Raw genomic sequence first — 18,326 nt, 5'->3', positions numbered from 1 at the left:
GTAAATTCGCAACCTATGAAAATACATGACATACAAGCGATAGCATCGTTATTGGCTACGCCAAAAAAAATTGCTATTATTCCGCACCGAAATCCTGATGGTGATGCTATGGGCTCAACCTTAGCACTATACCATTTTTTAACAAAAAACGAGCATCAGGCAACCGTAATCTCACCCAACGAATTTCCTGATTTTTTAGCCTGGTTACCGGGTTCAGAAACCGTTCAAATATTTGAAAAAGACAAAGGAAACTGTACTCAGATATTAGAGCAGGCCGATATTGTTTTCACCCTTGATTTTAATGCTTTTCATCGTGTAGGCGAAATGGAAAAAGTACTGGAAGTACTTGACACCACTTTTATAATGATTGATCATCATCAAAAACCCGATGATTATGCCAATTATATGTATTCGGATACTTCTTTTGGTTCTACCTGCGAAATGGTGTATAACTTTATTTCGTTTTTAGATAAAAAAGACCAAATAGACAAAACCATAGGAACTTGCATTTATACAGGTATTTTAACAGATTCGGGATCTTTTCGATTCCCGAATACCACTGGAAACACCCACAGAATTGTAGCCGAACTGATTGATTTAGGTGTAGAAAACACAGCCATTCCTAACTTACTTTTTGACAATAGCTCGTATCACCGACTGCAATTACTTGGAAAAGCACTGCAAAATCTAAAAGTAATTCCGGAACACAAAACCTCATACACCACCTTAACTCAGGCAGAATTAAATAGTTTTAATTATGTAAAAGGGGACACCGAAGGAATCGTAAACTATGGCTTAAGTATAAAAGGAATTCAGTTTACTGCTATTTTTATCGAAAATTCAGATGAGAATATTATTAAAATTTCTTTCCGTTCGCAAGGAGATTTTGATGTAAATGAATTTGCCAGAAGCTATTTTAACGGCGGAGGACATCGCAATGCTGCCGGAGGAAAATCGGAAGTATCGATGGAAGAAACCATCAAAAAATTTGAAAATCTGGTACACAACCTAACATTATAAATATCATGAAAGCCATCCGAATCATTATTGTATGTTGCCTTTTCTGCATAAGTTTCTCAGCCTGTAAACAGCATCAGGATGCCAGACGCCCTGTATCAAGAGCCTCTGGTGTTTTCATGAAAAAATCTGTAGAAAGGAATAAAAAACTAATTGCTACTGAAGAAGATCGTATTAAGGCCGTAATGAAAAAAAATCCTAACATTAGCTACTTTGCTTCTACTAAAGGCTATTGGTATTCTTACGAAACCAGAAACACTTCGGATACATTAACACCTAAAAAAGGCGATGTAGCTTTTTTTAACTATGAATTAAAAGATCTTGACGGTAACATATTTTATACAGAAGTAGAATTAAGACCTCAGGTATATCGTGTGGACAAACAAGAAATCATGACGGGATTAAGAGAAGGTATCAAACTGATGCGTAAAAATGAGAGAGTGAACTTCTTGTTTCCCTCCCATATTACCTATGGTTATCATGGTGACAATAAAGAAATTGGTCCCAACCAACCCTTAATTTGTACCGTAACTTTAAATGATTTCAAACCTGAAGCCGTTTACAGAAAAGAATTAGAACAAAGAGCCTCTTTAAATCTGGACAGCATCAAAAAACCACAAAGAGCAATTTTGAAACCAAAACCGGCAATTCAAGACAGCTTACAACAATAAGTTTAATATAAATCTATTATGAAAAAAACCATTTTATTTGTATTACTTCTCCTTGCAACTTTTATTTCCTGTAAAGAAGAAAATAAAAATCTGGCTGATGGTTTATATGCCAAAATTGAAACCAGCAAAGGCGACATCTATTTAGCATTAGATTACAAAAAAGCACCTATTACCGTAGCTAATTTTATCACACTTGCCGAAGGAAACAATGATTTTGTTACTAATGAACACCTTAAAGGACGTCCGTTTTATGACGGTTTAAAGTTCCACCGTGTTATTAAAGAATTTATGATACAAACCGGAGACCCACTGGGAACAGGATCCGGAGATGCAGGTTATAAATTTAAAGACGAATTTAGCGATTTAATTTTTGACAAAGAAGGGCTTTTAGCCATGGCTAATAACGGTCCGGGCACAAACAGCAGTCAGTTTTTTATCACCCACGTTCCTACTCCCTGGCTGGACAATAAACACACTATTTTTGGTCATGTTGTAGATAACGGAATGGAAGTTGTCAATAAAATTGAACAAAATGACTTAATCAAATCCATTACTATTATACGCAAAGGAGAAGCTGCAAAGAAATTCAATGCCGTTAAAACTTTCTATGATTATTTTTCTGTTGAGTCCAAAAAGCAAAAAGAGCAAATGGATCTTGAAGCAAAAAACGAACAAGAATATGATTCTAAATACGGAAAAGTAATTGAAGAAAAAACAGCTTATTTTGATGCTTTAAAAACCAAAGCAACTAAAACTGCTTCGGGATTAAAATACAGTATTACCCACAAAGGAAATGGTAAAAAACCGGCAAAAGGCACACCTCTTTTTATTCATTATGCAGGTTTCCTTGAAAACGGCAAACTATTTGACACCTCTGTTGAAAGTGTAGCACAGGCTTTTGGGAAATATGATCCGGCCAGAGCTGAACAAGGCGGTTACCAGCCCATCCCTTTTCAGGCAGGAAGAAAAGACGGTTTGATTCCGGGATTCATAGAAGGAATCGATAAAATGGTTATAGGCGACAAAGCTATTTTGTTCATCCCTTCTCATCTGGCATACGGAGCAGGCGGAGCGGGTAATATCATCCCTCCTTATGCCAACCTGATTTTCGAAATTGAATTAGTTTCGACCAAATAATCCTTAAAAACAACTATTAGCATAAATCACATCCAATGAAACTGAAATTATTATTTTTAGCCTTTTTTGCTTTAGCAAACTTGCAGGCACAGGAGACTTCCAAAAAACCGGTTAAGAAAACCGAAAAAGCAGCTCCTATCAAACAAGATGGTGTTTTTGCAACCATCAATACTAATAAAGGAGCTATAATTCTGGAATTAGATTTTCAAAAAACACCTGTTACAGTAGCTAATTTTATTAGTCTTGCTCAGGGCAAAAATGAATTTGTAACAGATAAAAAATTAAAAGGCAAACCTTTTTTTAATGGCTTAAAATTCCACCGTGTCATAAGTGATTTTATGATTCAGGGTGGTGATCCGCAAGGAACAGGTGCAGGAAGTCCGGGTTACTCTTTTAAAGACGAATTTATTCCCGAATTAAAATTTGACAAAGGCGGAATACTGGCTATGGCTAATTCCGGTCCAAAAACTAATGGAAGTCAGTTTTTCATTACCCACAAAGAAACCCCATGGCTTAATGGAAAACACACTATTTTTGGTCATGTTATTCAAGGAATGGATGTAGTAAACAGTATTGCTCAGGATGATGTTATCGAAAACATTATTATTACTCAAAACGGAAAATTAGCTAAGAAATTCAAAGCCGAAAAAGTATTTGCTGATTATTACAACAACAAAGCCGAAGAAGAAAGAAAAGAAGCGGAAGCAAAGGCTGAAGCTGAGAAAATCCAGAAAGAAAAAATGGCAGCTTTAATGGCTGAAAAAGTAGCCCACTTTAACAATTTAAAAGCAACGGCAACCACTACTCCTTCCGGTTTAATTTATAAAATAACCGAAAAAGGAACAGGAGTTAAACCTGTCGCAGGTACTACCATTTATTTCCACTATTCAGGGTTTTTAGAAGACGGAAAATTATTTGACAGCAGCCGTGAAGAAGTTGCAAAAACATACAACCAGCATAATGAAATGCGAGCTATGCAAGGTGGCTACAAACCTTTTCCATTTGAAGCTGGCAAAAAAGACGGGATGATTCGCGGATTTACAGAAGCTATTGATTTACTTTCTTTTGGAGATAAAATCACAGCTTTTATTCCTGCCAAGTTAGCGTATGGAGAAAGCGGTGCAGGTGGTGTAATACCTCCTAATGCTACATTGATTTTTGAAATAGAAATATTTGACAAACAAACAGAAACTAAATAACTTAGGATTATAAAACGCTAAAGTCCGGTTTGCAAATTGCAGACCGGACTTTTTTTTATGAAAAACAGTTTCTTTTCTAGATTCAATAACAAAATACAAAAGCATTAGACCAAAAAACTTATACTGTTTCTTTAAAATATTTTTATTATCTTAGAGAAATTCAAAAACTTAAAAATTATGAATCTATCCAAAATTATTGCAATTGTATTAATCATTCTGAGTTTATTTATAGGTTATATAGGAATAAACAAAGTACAGGAAAACACTAATAAAATTAATTTTCTGGGTATAAAAATTGAAGCTTCGGATGAATCCGGACAACAAAAAGGCTATTTATATATTGGATTTGCCGTATTACTTTTAGCTGGCGGTTTATACAGTCTGAACAAATCGAAATAATAGAAAAACCCTTTCACTATAAAAATGAAAGGGTTTTATTTTTTTTTACAAAACTGAAAATTTATTTTTTTCCAAATTTCCAGTCAAATTCGTCTTTATCGTTGATGATAGCACCTACTTCTACTTTTACTACCTCATTAAATTCAGTTTGAAATAACAACCAATGGTCTTCATCAAAATAGTTTTCAAAAGTATCAAATTCTTCCTGTGTGAATTTAGTAATGCCTTTTTGAGCTAAATCTTTTTTCACGTCTTTGATATTTCTGCCAATCACTTTATTACCAAATAAGTCTAAATCAGCAGCTGAAGCAACAATATAGCCCATTTTAAAATCTTCTTCTTTATAGAATGTCAGACGCATTTTGAATTTATTGTAAACAAAAATTACATTCTCATCTTCGTCTTTATAATTTCTGTCGGGTTTTCCATAAACGGCTTCAACATCTTTTTGTTTCATACCGAAAATGAGTTTATCAATTCCGTTTTTAAGATTTATTTTCATTGTTTCTAATTTTGTACAAATGTCGCAAACTTTTTCTTTTTTTACTCCTTTTAGACCATGCAATATTTTATAATCTTAAGGTTTTATTAAAGCCAAAGGAGATAAGATAATTTTTCAGTAAATTAGTAAATAGCGCCATCCGTTAAATTATTTAAAAAACGAGTTTTATCGGATCCAACAAATGGTTATTCTGGTACCAACAGCAATTTTGCTCTAAAAAATTCGAAGAAAAAATACTATTTCAAATTTGCTTTCGAATAAAAAACTGTATTCTTATGAATTTACCTTTTAAAGACAAAAAGTTTCTTTTTTTACTCCTATGCGTCAGTATTGTACTAGTACTGGAAATATTATCCCTTTTAGGAATTCATTTACCCATGCCCTACGAACCCTTCGTTTTTAGTACTTTCATCATCATAATTGGTCATGATGTTATCCTTAACGGACTACAAGCACTGATAAAACTCAACTTCAGCAGTATTAATTTACTGATGACTATTGCCGTAATTGCGGCACTGTATCTGGGTGAATATCCCGAAGCAGCAGTTGTAATTGTATTGTATGTTTTAGGAGAACGGCTGGAAGATATTGGCCTTGAAAACTCCAAATCGGCTCTGGATAACTTAATCAAAAGTATTCCTAAAACAGCATTTGTAAAAACCGCCAACAAGGAAATACCCATCGAAGATATCGAACCCGGAAGTATCATCCAGATTAAAGCCGGCGAAATCATTCCGCTGGACGGAAAGATTACTTTGGGTTCTGGTTTAATTGACGAATCAGCCATTACCGGCGAACCCATGGCTAAAGAAAAACAAAAAGGTGATACCGTTTTTGCAGGAACATTTAACAGCAATGGTTTTATTGAAATCAGGACTACTAAACGTTCTGCTGATACTACTTTTGCTAAAATTATCCAACTTACATTTGAATCAGGATCAGCCAGAAGTGAAACTCAAAAATTCATTCAGCGTTTTTCTAAACTCTACACACCCATCATTATCGGAATAGCAATTTTAATTTTCACTATTCCTGTTTTTCTGCTTCAGTTAGATTTTGATCATTGGCTTAAACAGGCCGTGACTTTATTAGTGATTGCCTGTCCGTGTGCATTAGTCATTTCAACGCCAGTGGCAATTTATGCTGCTATAGGTAATGCTTCCGCAAAAGGTGTTCTGGTAAAAGGAGGAAAATATCTGGAAGCCTTAGCCGATATTCAGGCTATTGCAATGGACAAAACCAGAACCATTACCTATGGAAATCCGGTAGTTTCAGATGTTTTCCCATTGGTAGGAACCAGCCGTGAGGAATTACTTTCCTGTACCGCCGGAGCCGAATTATTTTCGGAACATCCTTTGGCGCAAGCCATTATCAAAGCCACAAAAGACGAAGGTTTTGAACCCCAGACCGCCACAGATTTTAAAACCATATTAGGTAAAGGAGCAATTGCAAAAATGGAAGCTTGCCGCATAGATACGGTATTGGTAGGGAAATTAGATTTCATCAGAGAATACCATACCATATCAGAAGAAGTAGAAGCTATTGTTGCAAAATTATCCAGCGAAGGTAAAACGAGTGTGGTAATCAGTTTTGGCAAAGAAGTAAATGGAATCATTGGTTTAACCGATGAAATAAAACCTGATAGTTATGCAGCCATCAGACAATTGCAGGAGCAAAACATAGCCGTAATTATGCTTACCGGTGACAGTGAAAGAGCGGCACATTATGTCGCCAGGAAAGTAGGCATCACAAAAACCTTTGGAGGTTTGCTTCCGGAACAAAAATCAGAAGAAGTAAAAGCCTTGTTACAGCAATACGATAAAGTAGCCATGGTAGGTGATGGAATCAATGACGCTCCTGCTCTGGCATTAAGTACAGTAGGAATTGCTATGGGTGCTGCGGGAAGTGATACTGCTATAGAAACCGCTAATATTGCTTTAATGAATGATCAGCTTTCCTTAATTCCTTTTCTTATCCGACTGGGTAAAAAAACAATAAAACAGATAAAAACCAACACTTTTGGTGCTATACTTACCAAATTTGTATTCATTATTCTGGCTGTTTTGGGTTATAGCAATCTGGCATTAGCCATTGCTGCCGATGTAGGCGTTACACTTATTGTGATCTTATTCAGTTTGAATTTAATGCAGTTTGAAAAAGAAAAACCTTAAGGACATTTTCTAGAATTGTATAGTAATACAGAATAATCAAAATATTATTTCTTAACTTCATAAAGCCAAATAAAATTATTTTGCCATGAACCTCTCGCTTGAAAAAAAAATATTTCTTGGTTTCATTATCAATCTGATTGTAGTTGTAACAGCGGCTTACATTTTCATGATGCGATTAGATCCTGAACGGGATAGAACCTTAGATGCTCAACTGGAAACCATAGAAATAGTATTATTTATACTTTCGGCTTTTTTATTAATTGTGGTTTATTTTATTATCAGAACACAATTAAAAGCAAAACAAGCGGCACAAAACCAACTGGAAGAAAACCAGCAATTATTACAATCTATTATTGACAATACCTCTAATCCCATTTTTATAAAAAAACTAAACGGCGAATATTTATTAGTCAATAAACATTTTGACACTTTATTTGGAACTGCAAATGAAAAAATTATAGGAAAAACAGATCTTGATTTTTTACCCAAAGAGACTGCCGAAATCTATCGCAATTCGGACTTAGAAGTTGCCAAAAAATTAATCGAATTAAAATCAGAAGAAACCATTCAGGAAAAAGACGGACCTCATACATACCTTGCCGTAAAATTTCCATTGTATGATGCCAAAGGAAGAATTTATGCCATAGGCGGAATTTCCACGGACATTACCGAAAGAAAAAAATTGGAAGATTCCCTCAAGGCCACCGATGCTTTTTTTAATATGTCATTTGATATTTTTACTGTTGCTAAAGGGGATTATTTTATCAAAATCAATGCTGCTTTTACCAATACACTGGGCTATACCCAGAAAGATATGGATGAGATTCAATTTATGGACCTCACCCATCCAGATGACCGGAAAGTTTCAGACGAAATTCTTTCCAAAATAAGAAAAGGCAGTACGGTTATCAGCTTTAAAAACAGAGTGCGTCACAAAGATGGCAGTTATCGCTGGCTGGACTGGAACAGCAGTATTGATGTACAAGAAGGAATCATTTATTCTGCTGCACGTGATATTACCGAAAAAGTAGAACTGGAGCGGGAACAGCAAAAAGCAGTGGATGAATTATCTGAAAACGAAGAAAAATTGCGGGTTATTGTTGAAAATATAGGTGAAGGTGTCATAGTAGCTAATGCGGATAAAAAAGTAATTCTGGCTAATTACATGGCTAATGATATTTTTGGTGTGGAAGAAGACGATAAAATATCGACAGATTTAACAGCACATTTCGAACTGTATTTTCCGGATGAAAAAACCATATTTCCAGCACAAAACCTGCCTATGGAACGTGCCTTTAATGGAGAAATAACCGATGACGTAGATGTGGTACTCTGGGATCCTGACACCCGCGAAAAAAGAAGAGTACTCATTAGCGGACGCCCTTTGATTGATCAGGATAATAAAATTATTGCAGCGGTAATAACCATTAAAGATATTAGTAAATACAAAAAAATGGAAGAAGAACTCGAAGAAACCGAAACCAAATACCGCAAACTAATTGGTTTTAAAAATACTCCTAAACAAAATAAAGAAGAAGATAACGACACCAAGTTGTAAGCACAAAAAAAGCGTTAAGTTTTAATTCTTAACGCTTTTGTATTTTTACTCTTCTTCTTCGTACATTTCGTCGTAACGGGCAGGAATTTGAGGATCAAAAAGAGGACATTTAAATTCTTCCATAATATCTACTAATTTATCCATGGTTTTTCCGGATGTTCCGTAACAATCTATTTCAACAATTTGAGAAGTTGTTTTCACCTGAAAAGCGCCTACTCCTTCGTTATTTTTCCAGCTGTTCTCATCTACTCGTTCCCATTTAGAAAAAACAGAAGCGATTCGGTTCAGGATAACCGCAACCGGAAGTACTTCCAGACCTTCGATTGTTTCCTGTTCATCAATAGCTTCATAGACCTCCTGATGATTCAAATAAACTTCTTCTAAATATTTCCAAAAAACTAATTCGTACATGTTTTTAAAGTTTCTGAGGTTCTGAGATTCTGAGGTACTGAGCTATATTTAACTGAAATATGACATCTCAGCAACTTAGCGTCTTAGTTTCTTAGCAACTTCTTGTTAATATTCGAAAGTTCCGTATTCGCTGGAAATAGTTAATTTTTTAGTATCAGCAGCTTCAACACGACCCACAATTTGTGCGTTTACGTTGAATGATTTTGAAATAGCGATTATATCCTGTGCCACAGCTTCAGGAACGTAAATTTCCATACGGTGTCCACAGTTAAAAACCTGATACATTTCTTTCCAATCCGTTTTTGATTGCTCCTGAATTAATTGGAACAAAGGAGGAACCGGAAATAAATTGTCTTTTATAATATGTAAATTATCTACAAAATGTAAAATCTTAGTTTGTGCTCCACCACTACAGTGAACCATTCCGTGAATTTCATTCGCAGCATATTTATCTAATATTTTCTTGATAATAGGTGCATAAGTACGTGTTGGCGACAGTACTAATTGTCCGGCATCGATTGGAGAATTAGCTACAGCATCAGTTAATTGTACCTGACCTGAATAAATTAATTCTTCCGGAACAGCAGCATCATAACTTTCAGGGTATTTTGTTGCCAAATATTTCCCGAAAACATCATGACGAGCCGATGTTAATCCGTTACTTCCCATTCCGCCATTATAGCTTTTTTCATAAGAAGCCTGACCGAAAGATTCCAATCCTACGATTACATCACCCGCTTTGATATTGGCATTATCAATCACTTTTGAACGCTTCATTCTTGCCGTAACGGTAGAATCTACAATGATAGTTCGAACTATATCACCCACATCAGCCGTTTCCCCACCAGTTGAATGAATGCTCACACCAAAAGTTGCCAATTCTTTAATCAACTCTTCAGTTCCGTTGATAATTGCCGAAATTACTTCGGCAGGAATTAGATTTTTGTTTCTTCCAATAGTTGAAGAAAGCAGGATATTATCGGTTGCTCCTACACACAATAAATCGTCAATATTCATGATTAATGCATCCTGAGCAATACCTTTCCAGACAGAAATATCTCCGGTTTCTTTCCAATACATATAAGCTAATGAGGATTTTGTCCCGGCACCATCAGCGTGCATGATAAGACAATATTCCTCGTCCTGTGTTAGATAGTCAGGAACAATTTTGCAAAATGCCTGAGGAAACAATCCTTTATCAATGTTTTTTATTGCATTGTGCACATCTTCTTTAGATGCTGAAACACCGCGTTGTGCGTATCTTTTTGAAGTATCTGAACTCATGAATTGTAATTGTGTAGCTGCAAATAAGCAACGTGATTTTGCGGCAAAGATAATTATTTTTTTGGGTTTATCCCGTCCCATTCTTCTGTGCATTTTTTAAAATTTGTAATCCTCATTCTAAATCTCATTTTATTTCACTAAATTTAATATAAAATACTAAATATCAAACAGATAAACCTTAAAACCACTACACTACAAATACAATAAGGTGGAAACCAGCAACCACGGTAAAAAACGGGGCTATTCCGAAAAGCCAAAAGAGTAGGAAACTAATTTTATAAAAGATGCCAAAATATGTAATTGAAAGAGACATCCCTGATGCAGGCAAACTTACTGCTGAACAACTAAAAGGAATTTCGCAAACTTCCTGCGGAGTATTGAGAAAAATGGGTTCTGAAATTCAATGGGTAAACAGTTTTGTTACCAATGACAAAATTTACTGCATTTACATTGCTCCGGATGAAGAAATGATTCGGGAACATGCTAAACAAGGCGGATTTCCGGCAAATTCGATAAGTAAAGTAGCAACAATTATCGACCCAACTACCTCTGAATGATTTATGAAAATCAACAAAAATCATTTTCATTTTTTGCAAAAACTTAGAAATAAAAAAATGCCTATCCAAAACGAATAGGCATTTTCTACAATGAACAATATCTTAATTATTTAGTAAACAACAACTCTCTGTATTTAGTCAGTGTCCACAATTCATTATCTACCAGCAATTCTAACTTATCACAATGATTTCTGATGATTTCAAAATAAGGTTTTACTTTGTTACAATAAGCTTCAGCGGTTTTTTGAGCATCATTCATCATATTAGCCGTTTTTCTTTCGTTTCGCATTTCTTCTACCTTAGCATTAATACCTTCGATATGAAGCGAAATTTCTTTAATCAAGCCAATTTGTTCTTTAGCAATAGATTCAAATTCCTTTCCAAAAATATCTTTCAGACCTTTTACATTTTCAATCAAAGTATTTTGGTAACGAATAGCTGTTGGGATCACATGATTTTTAGAAATATCGCCTAAAACCCTGCTTTCAATTTGGATTTTTTTAGTGTATTCTTCTAATTCAATTTCGTAACGCGCTTCTACTTCCACATGATTCATAATCCCTAATTCAGAAAACAAATCTAATGCACGTTTTGACGCTCTGGCTTTTAAAGCTTCCGGAGTCGTTTTAAAATTACTCAAACCTCTTTTCTTCGCTTCTTTTTCCCAGGCTTCACTATAACCGTCACCTTCAAAAAGGATGTCTTTCGATACCTTAATATATTCTCTTAAAACATTAAAGATAGCATCATCTTTTTTCATTGCTTTCGAATCAATCAAAGCATCTACTTCTACTTTAAAATCTCTCAATTGCTTAGCCACAATGGTATTTAAAGTAGTCATCGCATTCGAACAGTTTGCCGAAGAACCTACTGCTCTGAATTCAAATTTATTTCCTGTAAAAGCAAAAGGTGAAGTTCTGTTTCTGTCGGTATTATCTAAAATTACTTCCGGAATTTTCCCTACTACATTTAATTTCAAATCGGTTTTTTCCTCAGGAGATAATTTACCTCTGGTTACACTTTCTAATTCAGCAAGAACTTTAGTCAGTTGTTCTCCAATAAACACTGATATGATTGCCGGTGGCGCCTCATTAGCACCCAAACGATGGTCATTACTTGCCGTTGCAATTGAAGCACGTAATAACTCTTCATAATCATTTACTGCTTTAATAGTGTTGATAAAGAAAGTCAGGAATTGCAAATTACTCATTGGTGTTTTACTTGGACTCAATAGATTCACTCCGGTATCTGTTGCCAATGACCAGTTGTTGTGCTTCCCGGAACCATTTACTCCTTTAAAAGGTTTTTCATGGAATAAAACAATGAAGTCATGACGTTCTGCTACTTTTTGCATCACATCCATTAAAAGACAGTTATGATCTACTGCTAAATTTGTTTCTTCGAAAATAGGAGCCAACTCAAATTGATTAGGTGCCACCTCATTATGACGGGTTTTTACCGGAATTCCAAGCAACATACATTCCTGTTCTAAATCACGCATATACGTTAAAGCGCGGGTAGGAATCGAACCAAAATAGTGATCATCAAGTTGTTGCCCTTTGGCTGAAGTATGTCCAAGCAAAGTTCTTCCTGTCATCATTAAATCAGGACGGGAATGTGCCAAAGCTTTATCTACCAGAAAATATTCCTGTTCCCAACCTAAAGTTGCAGTAACTTTTTTTACATTTTTATCAAAATAACGACACACTTCGGTAGCTGCCTCATCCATCACAGCTAAAGCTCTTAACAATGGGATTTTATTATCCAGAGCTTCTCCTGTGTAGGAAATAAAAACGGTAGGAATACACAAAGTCGTTCCATAAATAAAAGCAGGAGAGGTAGGATCCCATGCGGTATAACCACGGGCTTCAAATGTATTTCTGATTCCGCCGTTAGGAAAACTCGAAGCATCCGGTTCCTGTTGTACTAATTGAGCTCCGCCAAACTTTTCTACAGGATCACTTCCATCATAAGAAGTTTCAAAAAAAGCATCATGTTTCTCAGCTGTTGTTCCTGTTAAAGGCTGAAACCAGTGTGTATAATGAGTAACTCCTTTAGACAGAGCCCATTCTTTCATCCCCATAGCGATATAATCAGCTAGTTTTCTGTCTATTTTAGTACCATGTTCAATAGCGCCTTGTACCGCTTTAAAAGCATCCGAAGTTAAATATTGCTTCATTGCTTTTTCATTAAATACATTCGAACCAAAAATGGTTGACTTTCTGTTTGTTTCTTCAAAATGTACTGCTTTTCTATTAGAAGCTTCTCGTAGCGCTTGAAAACGTATTGTTGACATTAGGAGTATTTTTTAAACTGTTAATAATCAATTTTGTAATTAAAAACACAAAGATAAAGAAAGTTGAACTAAAAAAAGAAGGATAAGCCATTATCAAATTATATTTTATTTAGCATCAAAATTGCTTTTTTTTGAATATACCCCCCACCAAAATATAGTAATGTGAAAAATAACATTCATTCAAACAAAAGAGACCCCAAGGTTTTCAGCACTAAAAAAATTATTATATATTTGCACCTCAGTTAAAATAAAGAAAATTAATTTATATTATTATGGCAAAAATAAAGTTAGAGTACCTTTGGTTAGACGGATACGAACCAACTCAAAATCTTAGAAGCAAAACTAAAGTTGAAGAGCACGAAAATTTTCAGGGAACTTTAGAAGAAATTGGAAACTGGTCTTTTGACGGTTCTTCTACAAGACAAGCTGAAGGTGGTTCTTCTGATTGTCTTTTAGTACCAGTTGCTATCTATCCGGATCCAGATCGTATCAACGGATACTTAGTTATGTCTGAAGTTATGTATGCTGATGGAACTCCACACCCTTCTAACGGTAGAGCTACAATTGATGATGACAATGATGATTTCTGGTTTGGTTTCGAACAAGAGTATTTCATCATGGATACTAAAACTTTATTACCATTAGGTTTCCCTGTAGGTGGTTACCCAGCTCCTCAAGGTATGTACTACTGTTCTGTAGGTGGAAAAAACACACACGGTAGAAAATTAGTTGAAGAGCATGCTAACTTATGTATTGAAGCAGGATTAAACTTTGAAGGAATCAACCAAGAGGTTGCTTGCGGACAATGGGAATTCCAATTATTTGCAAAAGGAGCTAAAAAAGCAGGTGACGAAATCTGGGTTGCTCGTTACTTATTAGATCGTTTGACTGAGAAATATGGTTACTATATTGAATACCACCCAAAACCACTAGGTGATACTGACTGGAATGGTTCTGGTATGCACGCTAACTTCTCTAACGAAGTATTAAGAACATGTGGTTCTCAAGAAGTTTACGAAAAAATCTGTGAGGCTTTCCGTCCTGTAACTAAAGAACACATTGCTGTTTATGGAGCTTACAACGACCAACGTTTAACTGGTAAACATGAAACTGCTTCTATCAATGATTTCTCTTACGGAGTATCAGACAGAGGATGTTCTATCCGTATTCCTTTAATGACTGTTCAAAAAGGATGGAAAGGATGGCTGGAAGACAGAAGACCTGCTTCTAACGGTGATCCATACAAAATTGCTGCAAGAATTATCAAAACAGTTAAATCTGCATTGTAATAATTCCTTATTTATAAAACTAAAAAGTGCTTTCAGAAATGGAGGCACTTTTTTTTATTACTATAACAGATTAACAAAGAATAAACATAAAGTATAACACAAAAAATTATCTTTGTAAATCATCAAAAATTAAAATTCTATGTTAGTCTGGATTTGCTTTTTAGCTGCTATCTTAATATTCCTTGCCCTTGATTTAGGTGTTTTCAACAAAAACCCTCATGTAATCAGTTCAAAAGAAGCCGGAAAATGGACCGGAATCTGGGTTTCATTATCTTTTTTGTTTTCTGCTGTAGTGTATTGGCTGTATCAAAATCATTATATAGAAAATCCCGACCATCTTAAACCGATGGCCGCTACCATGAAATATATAACGGGTTACCTGATTGAACTTTCGCTGAGTATCGATAATATATTTGTAATTGCTATTATCTTTTCTTCTTTCAGAATCCCAAAAAAATACCAGCATCGTGTATTATTCTGGGGAATTATAGGTGCCATTATCTTTAGGGGACTTATGATTTATTTTGGCGTCATGATCATCAACAAATTTGCCTGGACCACTTATTTGTTTGGCGCTTTCTTAATTTATACCGCTGTGAAAATGTTTTTCACCAAAGAAGATCACGAATACAACCCACACAACTCCCCTATTTATAAATATTTAAGAAAACTAACTCCCATAACAACAAAAATTGAAGGAGAGCATTTTTTTGTAAAAATTGGTAATGTTAATACCGCTACTCCATTATTTGTAGCATTAATTCTTATTGAGGTAATGGATGTCATTTTTGCATTAGATAGTGTACCTGCTATTTTAGCGATTACTTCCGATCCTTTTTTAGTATTTAGTTCGAATATTTTTGCCATTTTAGGGCTGCGTTCTATGTATTTCTTCCTGGCTAATATGCTGGAAAAATTCAGTTATTTAGAATACAGCTTAATTGCTATTTTGACCTTTGTAGGTTTAAAAATGATCCTGCATAAATTTATACACCTGCCGGAATGGGCTTCCTTAGCATTCATTGCAGCAGCTTTATTATCAGGAATAATTGCTTCGCTTCAAAAAGAAAAACGAAACCAAAAAGTATAACACATAAAAAAAGGAAATCGAGAGATTTCCTTTTTTTATGTTATCAAATTAGGCAATTACAATTTCACTTTTTTAACATTGGTTTCACTAATTTTTAAAGTATTCATTACTTCTGTATAGTTGCTTGTATCCATAGAAGCGGCTAAATAGGATGGCATAATCACAACACGAAAAGTCTGATTATTTAAATATTGTGGTGTTAAACTTAAATCATAATTACCCCCAGCAAAAATTTTAAATCCTATAGGGCTAAAATTATAATCATAATCAAGTTCTCCTTGATTGGTATAAAGTGTTCTTGGAATTAACTGCCAAACTGGGGCACCGGAATCAAGAACATCCTCAAGTCTATAAATTAAAACCGTTTCATCATCATACAAATCTTCTCCAATCCAATCTTCAAAAAAATAACTCAGATTATAACCGTCAGTATTATTAAATCCAAAATTTTTATTTTCAATTTCAAACGCATATGGTATAGTATCTTTATCTTCCTCAAAATCATCTGAAGTTGAGCAACCGGAAATAGCTAAAAAGCTAACAAAAGCGAAAAGTGTTATTATTTTTTTCATGATATAAATTTTTAAATAGTTAAGGTATACAATTTATTATTCATTAATTGTGCCAAAATTTAATTTCTAAAAAACTTTTCTCAATTGCCCATAAAAAAGCACCCGTTACAAAACGGGTGCTCATTAATTTAGATTTATTTATTAACTATTTAGCAGCAGATATTACATCATGAACTGTAGCTCCTTGACTAGTTGTTAATCTTATATAGAAAACTTGTTGTTGTTCGCTATTAAAATTATAATCTAATGTAATTACTGTACCATTAGTACATTGAGTTTGTGATTTAGTATAAAGCAATTGGTTTTTCACATCAAACACTTCAATTACAGCATCAGAAGTATAGTCAAAAGTACATTGCACTGACAATTGACCATCAATAGGAACCGGATAAGCTACAAAACCAGCTAAACCAGCTAAATCAGCTTGTACAGCAAATAAAGATAGTGTTGGTTCAATAACCGGACAGTCTAATGGTTCAATTCCGTAACCCAATGGTATTCTACATTCATCAAAAGCATTATTGATTTTATCAACCACATCTGCAATAGCACTTAGTGACACACCGTTAGTGCTTCCGCCACCTAAAGCCTGATTTGCCAAAGCAAATAATCCCTGAACTGTAGCATTACCACCTAAGGCTGTAACAATATTAGCTGGAATACTGTAAAATTCATACTCATTATTTGCTGTTCCATCAGGATTACAAGAACGTGCTTTAGGTGTATCAGAACCACAACCTCCTTCTGAATCGGCGGTTGCAAAAGTTCCGGCTTGTAATTCAAAATTACCTAGATTCGAATTGATACCTAAATTAAGTCCTAAAACAATAGTTTGAGCTAATAAAGTATTATTGATATTTCCGCCTTTCAATAAACTTTGAGGTAAATTACTTATTGAATACAAACCATTATTAGGCTGACTAGGAAGCTCTTTACTCATACCACCACCTGGTAATACTGCTATAACAGCTTCAATATCAGCATTCATAACTGAAACATGACGAACATCTTTTATACCAATATACATAGCACCATTATAAGCTTCTAAAGCTCTTGCAATAAGCGCTTTGGTAGTATATTGTTTAAATTCCCCAGGATTTTCAGGATCAGGAGCACAAGACATACCACCTTCATTACCATAATATCCTTGGGTGTAAGTACATAATGGACCTCCACAAGCTACAATCATAAGTTCTCTTGAACAAGTGCTTTGACAACCATCTTTGGTAATTGTTACAGTATAAACCCCTGCAACACTCACATTGATAGTTTGTGTATCAGCACTAAAATCATTAGGACCTGTCCAAGCGTAGCTGGTCATACCTTCTGTCGCTGTGAATATAGAACTAGCTCCAGCACAGATAGTTTGCTCTCCTGTGATTTCACAAGTTGGATTTGGATTTATAGTCACTGTAGCGACACTATCATCTCCAACACATGGTGCGGTTGCTGATAAACTATATCTAAAGGTACTTGTTGTTGCATCTAATGCCGGAGTATAAGTTCCTGTTGCTGCATTAAATGTTCCGCCTGTACCTGTTAATCTAGTCCAAGTTCCTCCAGCATCTTCTCCTGTAATCAAACTAAATAAGTCAATAGGAGTTGTACTGCTTTCACAAACGATAGTAGAACCATCTGTACCCGCATTTGGCTGGCTATTAATGGTCACTGTAGCCACACTATCATCTCCAACACATGGTGCGGTTGCTGATAAACTATATCTAAAGGTACTTGTTGTTGCATCTAATGCCGGAGTATAAGTTCCTGTTGCTGCATTAAATGTTCCGCCTGTGCCTGTTAATCTAGTCCAAGTTCCTCCTGCATCTTCTCCTGTAATCAAACTAAATAAGTCAATAGGAGTTGTACTGCTTTCACAAACGATAGTAGAACCATCTGTACCTGCATTTGGCTGGCTATTAATGGTCACTGTAGCCACACTATCATCTCCAACACATGGTGCGGTTGCTGATAAACTATATCTAAAGGTACTTGTTGTTGCATCTAATGCCGGAGTATAAGTTCCTGTTGCTGCATTAAATGTTCCGCCTGTACCTGTTAATCTAGTCCAAGTTCCTCCTGCATCTTCTCCTGTAATCAAACTAAATAAGTCAATAGGAGTTGTACTGCTTTCGCAAACGATAGTAGAACCATCTGTACCCGCATTTGGCTGGCT

Annotated in this window: 15 protein-coding genes and 1 pseudogene; 10 read left to right on the top strand and 6 right to left on the bottom strand. The window is 35.1% G+C overall.

All coding sequences use genetic code 11. The features are described 5' to 3' along the window. Positions 1-15 precede the first annotated feature (15 nt). The 5 genes from BUB89_RS15585 (at position 16) to BUB89_RS15565 (ending at position 4,423) form a co-directional block, all read left to right on the top strand. On the top strand, positions 16-1,020 hold the full coding sequence (locus tag BUB89_RS15585) for a DHH family phosphoesterase (RefSeq protein ID WP_073246711.1): 1,005 nt from the start codon (positions 16-18) through the stop codon (positions 1,018-1,020). A gap of 5 nt (positions 1,021-1,025) precedes the next feature. Continuing rightward, the gene (gene gldI, locus BUB89_RS15580; protein WP_073246709.1) at positions 1,026-1,688 is read left to right on the top strand and encodes a gliding motility-associated peptidyl-prolyl isomerase GldI; all 663 of its coding nucleotides are present in this window, start codon (positions 1,026-1,028) and stop codon (positions 1,686-1,688) included. An 18-nt stretch (positions 1,689-1,706) separates the two neighbouring features. After that, a complete protein-coding gene (locus BUB89_RS15575) occupies positions 1,707-2,825 on the top strand; it encodes a peptidylprolyl isomerase (protein WP_073246707.1) in 1,119 nt (372 codons plus the stop codon). 35 nt (positions 2,826-2,860) lie between these two features. Further along, the gene (locus BUB89_RS15570) at positions 2,861-4,024 is read left to right on the top strand and encodes a peptidylprolyl isomerase (RefSeq protein ID WP_073246704.1); all 1,164 of its coding nucleotides are present in this window, start codon (positions 2,861-2,863) and stop codon (positions 4,022-4,024) included. Between the two features lie 177 nt (positions 4,025-4,201). Further along, positions 4,202-4,423, top strand: a complete 222-nt coding sequence (locus BUB89_RS15565; protein WP_073246702.1) for a hypothetical protein — start codon at positions 4,202-4,204, stop codon at positions 4,421-4,423. A gap of 61 nt (positions 4,424-4,484) precedes the next feature. Here the strand turns inward: BUB89_RS15565 and BUB89_RS15560 are convergent, their stop codons facing one another. Further along, on the bottom strand, positions 4,485-4,925 hold the full coding sequence (locus tag BUB89_RS15560) for a hypothetical protein (RefSeq protein ID WP_073246696.1): 441 nt from the start codon (positions 4,923-4,925) through the stop codon (positions 4,485-4,487). A gap of 275 nt (positions 4,926-5,200) precedes the next feature. On the opposite strand from BUB89_RS15560, the gene BUB89_RS15555 reads away from it, so the two are divergent. Then, positions 5,201-7,096 (top strand): heavy metal translocating P-type ATPase, encoded by a 1,896-nt coding sequence (locus BUB89_RS15555; protein ID WP_073246694.1) that lies wholly within the window; start codon positions 5,201-5,203, stop codon positions 7,094-7,096. A gap of 85 nt (positions 7,097-7,181) precedes the next feature. Further along, entirely contained in the window at positions 7,182-8,654 is a 1,473-nt protein-coding gene (locus BUB89_RS15550) for a PAS domain-containing protein (protein WP_073246692.1), read from the top strand. Between the two features lie 45 nt (positions 8,655-8,699). Here the strand turns inward: BUB89_RS15550 and BUB89_RS15545 are convergent, their stop codons facing one another. Continuing rightward, positions 8,700-9,065, bottom strand: coding sequence for a hypothetical protein (locus tag BUB89_RS15545; RefSeq protein WP_073246690.1), 366 nt, complete (start codon positions 9,063-9,065; stop codon positions 8,700-8,702). Between the two features lie 105 nt (positions 9,066-9,170). Beyond that, positions 9,171-10,349 (bottom strand): AIR synthase related protein, encoded by a 1,179-nt coding sequence (locus BUB89_RS15540; RefSeq protein WP_073246823.1) that lies wholly within the window; start codon positions 10,347-10,349, stop codon positions 9,171-9,173. 284 nt (positions 10,350-10,633) lie between these two features. Here BUB89_RS15540 and BUB89_RS15535 point away from each other — a divergent pair, with 284 nt between their 5' ends. Further along, positions 10,634-10,906, top strand: coding sequence for a DUF4242 domain-containing protein (locus BUB89_RS15535; protein ID WP_073246688.1), 273 nt, complete (start codon positions 10,634-10,636; stop codon positions 10,904-10,906). Positions 10,907-11,012: 106 nt separating this feature from the next. Here the strand turns inward: BUB89_RS15535 and BUB89_RS15530 are convergent, their stop codons facing one another. Then, positions 11,013-13,202 (bottom strand): glutamine synthetase III family protein, encoded by a 2,190-nt coding sequence (locus BUB89_RS15530; protein ID WP_073246686.1) that lies wholly within the window; start codon positions 13,200-13,202, stop codon positions 11,013-11,015. Between the two features lie 272 nt (positions 13,203-13,474). Between BUB89_RS15530 and BUB89_RS15525 the strand changes: the two genes are divergently transcribed. Then, on the top strand, positions 13,475-14,491 hold the full coding sequence (locus tag BUB89_RS15525; RefSeq protein WP_073246684.1) for a glutamine synthetase beta-grasp domain-containing protein: 1,017 nt from the start codon (positions 13,475-13,477) through the stop codon (positions 14,489-14,491). A gap of 139 nt (positions 14,492-14,630) precedes the next feature. Next, a complete protein-coding gene (locus BUB89_RS15520; RefSeq protein WP_073246682.1) occupies positions 14,631-15,581 on the top strand; it encodes a TerC family protein in 951 nt (316 codons plus the stop codon). Between the two features lie 56 nt (positions 15,582-15,637). On the opposite strand, the gene BUB89_RS15515 is transcribed toward BUB89_RS15520, so the two are convergent. Together BUB89_RS15515 and BUB89_RS18100 are read right to left on the bottom strand one after the other, a co-directional pair. Beyond that, positions 15,638-16,153 (bottom strand): hypothetical protein, encoded by a 516-nt coding sequence (locus BUB89_RS15515; RefSeq protein WP_073246680.1) that lies wholly within the window; start codon positions 16,151-16,153, stop codon positions 15,638-15,640. 145 nt (positions 16,154-16,298) lie between these two features. After that, positions 16,299-18,326: pseudogene (locus BUB89_RS18100) on the bottom strand (hypothetical protein); the annotation flags it as partial.

It is taken from the genome of Flavobacterium flevense, assembly GCF_900142775.1.
Classification (GTDB): Bacteria; Bacteroidota; Bacteroidia; order Flavobacteriales; family Flavobacteriaceae; genus Flavobacterium; species Flavobacterium flevense.
Note: the sequence above shows the minus strand (reverse complement) of the source record. Positions and strands in the feature narration are given on the sequence as shown.